Source organism: Brachybacterium sp. GCM10030252 (assembly GCF_042666535.1).
In the GTDB taxonomy this organism is placed as follows: Bacteria; Actinomycetota; Actinomycetes; order Actinomycetales; family Dermabacteraceae; genus Brachybacterium.
Genome location: NZ_JBHTDM010000019.1, coordinates 1 through 1,482 on the forward strand (window position 1 = coordinate 1; position 1,482 = coordinate 1,482).

At 68.4% G+C, this 1,482-nt stretch carries 1 protein-coding gene; it reads right to left on the reverse strand.

Going from position 1 to position 1,482, the window contains the following annotated elements:
* Positions 1 to 22: 22 nt before the first annotated feature.
* Entirely contained in the window at positions 23 to 1,243 is a 1,221-nt protein-coding gene (locus ACFQRJ_RS12595) for an IS110 family transposase (RefSeq protein WP_377019487.1), read from the reverse strand.
* Positions 1,244 to 1,482 lie beyond the last annotated feature (239 nt).

Here is a 1,482-nt window from a genome sequence, read left to right on the forward strand (position 1 = left end):
CATGAGTTCCCTGAGTCAACCTCTAGGCCGTGAGAGCGCTGCTGTGGTCGTTTCTGTCGGTTCTGCGCCGCTCGTGGATGGTGGGGTCGTAGCACGTTCCGTCGCGCCAGCAGGCGTAGATGATCCGCAGCCAGGAGCGGGCCAGGATCCGCACGGCGTGGGGATGTCGTTTGCCTTGTTCTCGAGCGGTGTCGTAGATGTTTCTGGCCCAGGTCGAGGAGTGTCGGGAGTTGTCGGCCCAGCGGATGAGGGCTTGTCTGGCTCGCCGGTTGGTGGCGTAGCGGAACACGACTGCGCGGGACTTGCCCGAGGCGCGGGTGACGGGCACGACGCCGGCTTCGGCAGCGAGCTGGTCCGCGCTGGCGGCGTGCTCCAGCAGGGGGCCGGCCTCGCCGATGATCTGGGCGAGGTTGACGGTCCCCACCCTGGGAAGGTTCTCGATCAGGGCTGCCCAGGGGTGGGTGGCCAGAGCCGTGTCGATCTGGGCCTCGAGCTCGCAGATCACGGTCTTCAGGGCGCGGATGACGGCGATCTGGTTGCGCACCAGCACGGTGATCGTCTCGTCACTCAGTCTGGAGACGGGCGCGGGAGCGTTACGGAGCCTGCCGATCAGTACGGCAGGATCGGTGCGTCCGGAGTAGTGCTGGCGGGCCAGCCAGTCGCGCATTCTCGCCGGTGCCAGGTGCCGCGCGGAGCTGCGGGTGGGGAAGCGATCGCAGAATGCCAGGGCGATGTCGGAGTCCAGGTCAGCGAAGACCGTCCCGGCACCGGGCCAGTGTTCGGCCAGCAGCGCGGCGAGCTGGTTGGTCGCCGTCACGCGGGCGGTGACCTGATCCTCGCGGGCGCGCACCAGGGCTTGCAGCTCGAGGGTGGTCTGCTCGGTCGGGCGCAGGGTCCTCAAGCGGTGGCCGTCGGTGCGCAGGTAGTCAGCGAGCTTGAACGCGTCGCCGGGATCGTCCTTCGCGCGGGCCGCGCCCCAGCGGGGACGCACAGCGTTGAACGCATTGGGGTGGACGGCCACGACCGGGTGTCCGGCCGCCAGGAGTCGGTCCACGATCAGCCCGCGGGTGGTCTCGATCGCGACCGGCAGGTCAGCCGGCGCGGCGTGGCCGGCCAGGCGAGCGAATGTGGCGCGCAGGCCGTCCTCGTTGTGAGGGGTGGGCCAGCGATCGACGAGATGGCCGTGGTCGTCGATGACCGCAATTGCATGGGTGGTGTTGCCCCAGTCCCATCCGACATACATGCACGTACTCCAGGTCTTTCGAAGGAGCACCACTTGGTGGAGGACATCTGCCGGAAGCTCACTGCTCGGCCCTCGAGGGGGCATGTTCCTGACGCCGTTCAGATGGCCTCGGCCCGGCAGGGCTGGCAGAACTCATGCTGGCCGTCGAACGGCTCGCATCCTAGGCCATGCACCCGCCGGGACCGAGTGGTCACGACCCTACCGAACAAGGCCGCACTAAGGAGGGTCCCCCAGTGAGC

Coding starts and splice junctions, on each gene's coding strand:
- ACFQRJ_RS12595 (WP_377019487.1), bottom strand. CDS start 1,243: ATGTATGTCGGATGGGACTGGGGCAACACCACCCATGCAATTGCGGTC.